The following is a 6,000-nucleotide window of genomic DNA, read 5'->3' on the forward strand; positions in this document are numbered from 1 at the left end:
CTTCGCCTATTAGACATGTTCTCTTTTTATTCGATGGAATGTCCTTGGAAAAGGCTCTCAAGGACATTCCATCAAAAAATATATGAAGTTAAGTCTCAGCACGCTATTATGTAATTTTAGGTTACGGCAGCGCCCCTATTAAAAAGGCTTTAAAATCATTAATGCAATAATAATAATAAAAATAATATTTTCAACATGTTCTACATGGAATAATTTCTTGGATAATTGATAGTATTCTTTGGGGATTTTCTCTCCAGTATACGCACTTAATAATTTCTTAATGGGAACAGATCTCGGTTTTAAAAGATACGGTCCAAATGCTAGTGCAATTAAAAATAGGATAAGACTAGTAATATACCATCCTTGTGTAAACCAATAATTATGAAGGAACCCCATCCCTATTCCCGTAATAAGAAGTAGACTCCCTCCTATCATTGTTAAGATATGTAATAAATTTCGAATCTTAAAAGCATGCCGTAATTCTGTCATATTACTAGGCTTGGAATGAGTAACAACAAACGTCATAACCAAACCTGGTCCCATACCAATAATGGCAGAAAATATATGAATGAATAAGAGAAATTTATATAATGTCATTCACTGTACCTCCTATCTCCTATTTATTTTACACGATTATTGCATCGATAATGGTGATACTTATCACATATAAGCTAAAATATTAAAATCATAGTGTTATTTATAATTGCTACAGTGATTGTAGTCGTCGGAGCAATAATTATTGATGAGTATATTTTTCGATATATATAAAATGTAAAAATTATTAATCATTAGGTGTGAAAATTATAGAATATTAGCAAGTATCTTATGGTAAAATGTAGAAAAAGGGGGATTTATAATGAAAAAAATCATTGCATTATTAACATTATTTATTACCGTTGTAATTATATCAGCTTGCGGTGACGAGGGAGAAAGTGCTGAAAAATTAACAACTGATGATGTTATTAAAGCATTTCAAGATGCAGGTTTAGAAGCTGAGGAGCCTAAAGAAATGACTAAAGATGATTATGGAATGGCTCCAATGAAAGCTGATGAAGGTGTCAGATTCTTCATTCCTTCTTTAGGTGAAGATTCTGGAGGAAGAATTTTAACGTATAGTGATCAGGCTGATTTAGAAGAAATGAAAGAGTATTATGATTCAATGGGTGAAGAAAGTGCGATGTTATTTTCTTGGACAATGAAAAAGGACAATGTATTGGTACAAATTAATGGTGACCTAGAAGAAGATAAATACAATGAATACAAAGAAGCGTTAAACTCTATTGGTAAGTAAAAATGGCATATGCTCTTAGCTTGTAGAGAAACCCCTGTGTTTTCTACAAGCTTTTTTGTGGGCGGACGAACGCTGAATCCCCCTTGTGAAAACCAAACTGTGGGGCCTCGGATCGCCCGTTTTTGCAGAAGGGATGTTTTTCTGGAACAAGCTCTTTCATCGTGACCATTTTTATTTTAACTGGGCGCTCTTTTTTTGATGAAACATCGGTTGACAGCCTGCAGGAAAGACCCTTTTTGTACCAGCCGAAAAATGAAATCGCTTAATGAGGTTTGATATGTATGTCCTTAACAAACAAAATTACAAAGTATCCATAATCATAGCAGTTTACAGTTGCTAAACATCTAATTTAAGTAATGCAGGTTTCGGGTCTTTCTAAAACTTTGTATTTTGTTTAAAATAGAAGGGATATGTAAAAGTATAACGAATATATAATTTAAGCAATTCGAATTTAAAAATATAAAAGGAAGTATGCTATGGTTAATTGGGAAGAGAGAAGGCAATTGGTGAAGATTGCCAATCTTTATTATGAAGACAACTGGACGCAGGAACAAATTGCTAAGAAACTTACTGTTTCTCGGCCAATCATCTCTAAATCTCTTCAAAAAGCAAAAGATTTAGGAATTGTTGAATTTTATATTAATGATGAAACAGTACAGACAGTTAGTCTTGAAAAAAGACTAGAGTCTGAATACAACTTGAAAGATGCTTTGGTTATTCCATCTGTTGATAAAAAGCCCGAATTGACTTTACATTCGGTTGGTCGATCAGCAGCATATTATTTATCAAAGAATATGAAAGACATTCAAAGTCTTGGAATTTCGTGGGGTCAAACATTAACTTCCCTTGTGAAGGAATATCCATATGAATTAAGAGAAAACATGAAAGTCGTTCCTCTTGAAGGTGGTATGGGGAGAAAAAAGGTAGAAATCCATGCTAATCAATTGGCATATGAATTAGCTAAAAAGATGGGAGGAGAATGTTCCTTTTTATATGCTCCAGCAATTGTTGAATCAGAAGAATTAATGAATCGATTACGAAGCATGGAGGATATAAGTGAAGTAATCGAGGAAGGAAGAAATGTTGATATGGCGGTAATCAGTATAGGGAATCCATATGAACACTCTACCTTGAAAAGTGTCGGTTATCTCGAGGAAGAAGACGTTAAAGAACTTAAGAAATTAGGGGTAGTAGGTGATATGGGATTTAGGTTTTTTGACCAGGATGGAAAGCCTGTTCATCTGCCACGAGATAAAAGAGTAGTAGGTCTATCATTAGACGATTTAAAACAAATTAAACAAGTAGTAGCGGTTGTTGCTGGAAACTATAAAGCTGATAGTTTGTTAGGTATGTTAAAAGGTAATTATATTGATGTACTAATTACTGATGATGAAACAGCAAAAACAATCATACAAAAATCTGGGTAACAACTCCCTTTACAGAAGAGGGAGGGTTTTAGACTAAAAACCTTGCTATTACTGGGGGTGTAAAGGGTGGTTAAAAAACCTCCCCCAGTGAACCTTAAATACTTATCATAGAACTGAATACTGTTGCTGCTTTTTTGTCTGCTTGATCATCAGAAAGACCATAAGTTTTATAAACTTCTTCAGGAGTATTTCCGAATCGCTTAGCTATTGTTATGACTGATGTTTTTTGATTGAGCAATATCGTTGCATGTGTATGCCTTAGACCATGTGGGGTAATACGTTTACGTTTCACCTTTGCTTTTTTGATCATTCTATTTAAAGCGTTATTAAAAGCCATATGACGCCCAGCAGATATAAATAAGTCGCCTCTATAAACTCCTTTTGCCCATCCATCAAATTGCGGAAATCCTGTTTCATTGTTAGCGATGATGGTCAAAAAGCTATATGGACAGTTAATGCAAAGTGGAAAAGGGTTGCAGCAATCGGCAAATCGTTAGGATTTGAATGGGGCGGGGATTGGTCTAGCTTTAAGGATTATCCTCATTTACAAATGACTGGTGGTCTTACTTTATCACAACTACAAGCCGGTAAACGTCCAAACTTACAAGTAAAGTAGACGATACAATTACAGCACCAGATCAAAAAGTAGATTCCGAAACAGTAACAAACTGGATAAAGGTTATTGGTGATTGGAAAGGACAGACACTTAGAAATGGTCAATATGGTAAGCCTGTTAAACAATTACAAACGATGCTAGCTAAAAACAACGGTATTGATGAATATTATGGAGACGAGACAGAAGATGCAGTAGAACGTTATCAATCTTATTATGGGTTGAAACGAGATGGATTGGCTGGTAAAGAGGTTTATGGATCCTTAAAAGGGAATAAATCAAATAGTAAGTCTAAACCTAGCCAAGCTAAAGGGACCGTTCATTTGCCTGCATCTGCAAAAACGTGGAGAACGTACAAGCTTAATGTTAAACCGATCAAAAAAGATAGTGATTGGAGTCTTACCCCTGCTAGGTATGGTGGGTTAACTTATAAAATACTAGATAAACCATATCCAGATGTAGTAACTATTAAGACAGGAAGAGGTAAGCGTAATATTTATGTTGGTTCTGGTACTAGTGCTGTGGTTAAGTAAGTCTAGTGATAGTTAGTAGCAAGTATGCGAGAGTGGGCTATATATAAAGTTATGCTGCCAATGTCTGAAATGGACTATTGGCAGCATTTTTTGGATTATTAAACTTTTATACGATTACATCAGAAAGGTTTGCGGTGATAATTAATTTTCCATCATGAATACTTATAGGAATCTCAGTAACTGTTAAATTTCTTTTGTAAGGACCTTCACCAATTGGTTGTTCTTGCGGAATTGAATATATATGTTGCTCTTTAAATGTTTTTGTAATACTCTTCTTTGCCAACCTTTTGATAAATTCACTATCAATTATTTTATTAACAATCCAGTTGTCAAAAGGAATTGGTAAAGACAAAATTTTGGTTAAATTTCCTAGCACATCTAATATTATGTCATCAACCCTTCCTGGAATAATTCTTTTAATTTCTTCCCAAATTTTATCTTCAATTATCTTTCCTAAATCTTCAGGTACACCAAAAGAATGTATTTTAAATTTATCTTCAATCAATTCTAAATTAATGTTATGCTTACCATCATTTAAATTACTACTAATTCCTACAGCTAAAGAGATATCTGGTCTTATGAATTCTTCTATCCCCATAGTTAAACGAATATCAGGATTATCGCCAAATATTGACACATCAGGAAGGAAAGGTAAGTCAATTGAGCGATGCGGTAAATCAACAGATATAACAATTTCTAACTTTTCAAAAACTAACTTTAAGTGTTCAATTGCTATATTACTAGGCGACTCTAAGGTCACGCTATTTGGGGGAGAAAGTCTCGCCTTAACGTTGGCTAATATTTTAATACCATGTTCTTCAAAAATTGGTATATCTGATTCCTCATGCACAAAATTTTTACTAATAATGGTTATAAAGTTTCCAAGTGATTGTTGAGTTAAACCTATTTCTGCATAGTTCACTTTTAAATCTCCTTTTTATAAGATATCAATTATATTATGTTGTGAAAAATTAATAATATAACCACCAAAAATCACTAACAGAAAACACGTATACACGTTCGTGTTTTGCGATATAATAAGAACAAACGTTCTAAAGGTGGTCTTATCATGAAAGGGTTACTTAATCGTTCTGCGGAGAATAAGCAAAAAATCATTATCTTTTATATAGATAGCAATAACAATGTAACGGAGCGTTATATTCGTGTGCTTGAAGTAAATGATAAGAGTATTTTGGCTTATTGTTACTACCGTAAAAAAGTGAGAACATTTAAGTTAGAAAATATCCTTTCAGCAGGACCAGTACGGAAGAGAGCTATGTAAAAAAAGCCCCTCATAAGAATGAGAGGCTTCATGTAACATGACACCTTAAGGGTATTAAATGACATTATATAGACTAATGGAGATGTTTGCTATCATAATATGTAGCGATTTAGTTTTTATCAACTTATTACTTTTGTTGTATGCACCTTAATTTGATGTACTTCCGACAATCACTTAATTAGCTTAACACTGGCAAACCATTAGTACATTACCGTCCGGGTCACTAATATTGAACCAGTGCCCATCTTCAATCTCGGTCAGTATCTCAATCCCATTTGATTTGACGTATTCATAGGCAACCTTAATATCTGTGGTGTCAAAGTGAAATCTCGGCATTTCATCAGGTTTATACTTTTCAAAAATTTTACTATCAAGTACAAGATTAACGTTTTCTAAAGAAACCACATAGATATGTCCATGTGCAATTTCCCCATCTGCCATAATGCCTAACAAATTGCAATACCAATCTCTTGCTTTTTTAACATCACTTACTGGGATGAAAATAGTGCTAATTCTTTTTCCAATGGGTTTGTCCATAACTTCTCATCTCTCCTTTTTTATATCCATTAAAATATTTCGTGAAAACCCATAAAAATTCCTTCTCAAACGTTTTTTTAATTATCTCAGGAGCAATCTTCAATTATCTGACACTTTTCTTGAATAAACATCATTTAAAAGTTAAAAGTGTATGTACATAAAAATCAACTAGTAAATAATTTTCATTAGAAATATTATTAATATGTGCATAGATTAGAAAAACTGAGCAAAATTCGCTCCGTCCTTATCACTAAATGCTCCGATTTACGCTTCCTCTAGTAGCTATTATGGAATAATAGCTACTGCTTGACCACCAC

At 33.6% G+C, this 6,000-nt stretch carries 9 protein-coding genes; 5 read left to right on the plus strand and 4 right to left on the minus strand.

The window, feature by feature from the left end; genetic code table 11:
- Window positions 1-138: 138 nt before the first annotated feature.
- The gene (locus Q1A47_RS11065; RefSeq protein ID WP_166530700.1) at window positions 139-597 is read right to left on the minus strand and encodes a DUF2269 family protein; all 459 of its coding nucleotides are present in this window, start codon (window positions 595-597) and stop codon (window positions 139-141) included.
- Window positions 598-856: 259 nt separating this feature from the next.
- On the opposite strand from Q1A47_RS11065, the gene Q1A47_RS11070 reads away from it, so the two are divergent.
- Both Q1A47_RS11070 and Q1A47_RS11075 read left to right on the plus strand, forming a co-directional pair.
- A complete protein-coding gene (locus Q1A47_RS11070; RefSeq protein ID WP_026682752.1) occupies window positions 857-1,291 on the plus strand; it encodes a hypothetical protein in 435 nt (144 codons plus the stop codon).
- A 476-nt stretch (window positions 1,292-1,767) separates the two neighbouring features.
- Window positions 1,768-2,718, plus strand: a complete 951-nt coding sequence (locus tag Q1A47_RS11075) for a sugar-binding transcriptional regulator (RefSeq protein WP_026682753.1) — start codon at window positions 1,768-1,770, stop codon at window positions 2,716-2,718.
- A gap of 94 nt (window positions 2,719-2,812) precedes the next feature.
- Here the strand turns inward: Q1A47_RS11075 and Q1A47_RS11080 are convergent, their stop codons facing one another.
- Window positions 2,813-3,055: a tyrosine-type recombinase/integrase gene (locus tag Q1A47_RS11080; RefSeq protein ID WP_166530699.1), complete on the minus strand. Its 243-nt coding sequence runs from the start codon at window positions 3,053-3,055 to the stop codon at window positions 2,813-2,815.
- Window positions 3,056-3,115: 60 nt separating this feature from the next.
- Between Q1A47_RS11080 and Q1A47_RS11085 the strand changes: the two genes are divergently transcribed.
- Window positions 3,116-3,334 (plus strand): M15 family metallopeptidase, encoded by a 219-nt coding sequence (locus tag Q1A47_RS11085; RefSeq protein ID WP_026682754.1) that lies wholly within the window; start codon window positions 3,116-3,118, stop codon window positions 3,332-3,334.
- Window positions 3,335-3,399: 65 nt separating this feature from the next.
- Complete coding sequence (locus Q1A47_RS11090; protein ID WP_299632207.1) at window positions 3,400-3,864, plus strand: peptidoglycan-binding protein; 465 nt, start codon at window positions 3,400-3,402, stop codon at window positions 3,862-3,864.
- Between the two features lie 106 nt (window positions 3,865-3,970).
- Here the strand turns inward: Q1A47_RS11090 and Q1A47_RS11095 are convergent, their stop codons facing one another.
- Entirely contained in the window at window positions 3,971-4,786 is an 816-nt protein-coding gene (locus Q1A47_RS11095) for a hypothetical protein (protein WP_166530697.1), read from the minus strand.
- Between the two features lie 147 nt (window positions 4,787-4,933).
- Between Q1A47_RS11095 and Q1A47_RS11100 the strand changes: the two genes are divergently transcribed.
- Window positions 4,934-5,146, plus strand: coding sequence for a hypothetical protein (locus tag Q1A47_RS11100; protein ID WP_026682756.1), 213 nt, complete (start codon window positions 4,934-4,936; stop codon window positions 5,144-5,146).
- Window positions 5,147-5,329: 183 nt separating this feature from the next.
- On the opposite strand, the gene Q1A47_RS11105 is transcribed toward Q1A47_RS11100, so the two are convergent.
- Entirely contained in the window at window positions 5,330-5,683 is a 354-nt protein-coding gene (locus Q1A47_RS11105) for a VOC family protein (RefSeq protein WP_026682757.1), read from the minus strand.
- Between the last annotated feature and the right edge of the window lie 317 nt (window positions 5,684-6,000).

Source organism: uncultured Virgibacillus sp., assembly GCF_947495635.1.
In the GTDB taxonomy this organism is placed as follows: domain Bacteria; phylum Bacillota; class Bacilli; order Bacillales; family Amphibacillaceae; genus Virgibacillus; species Virgibacillus salarius.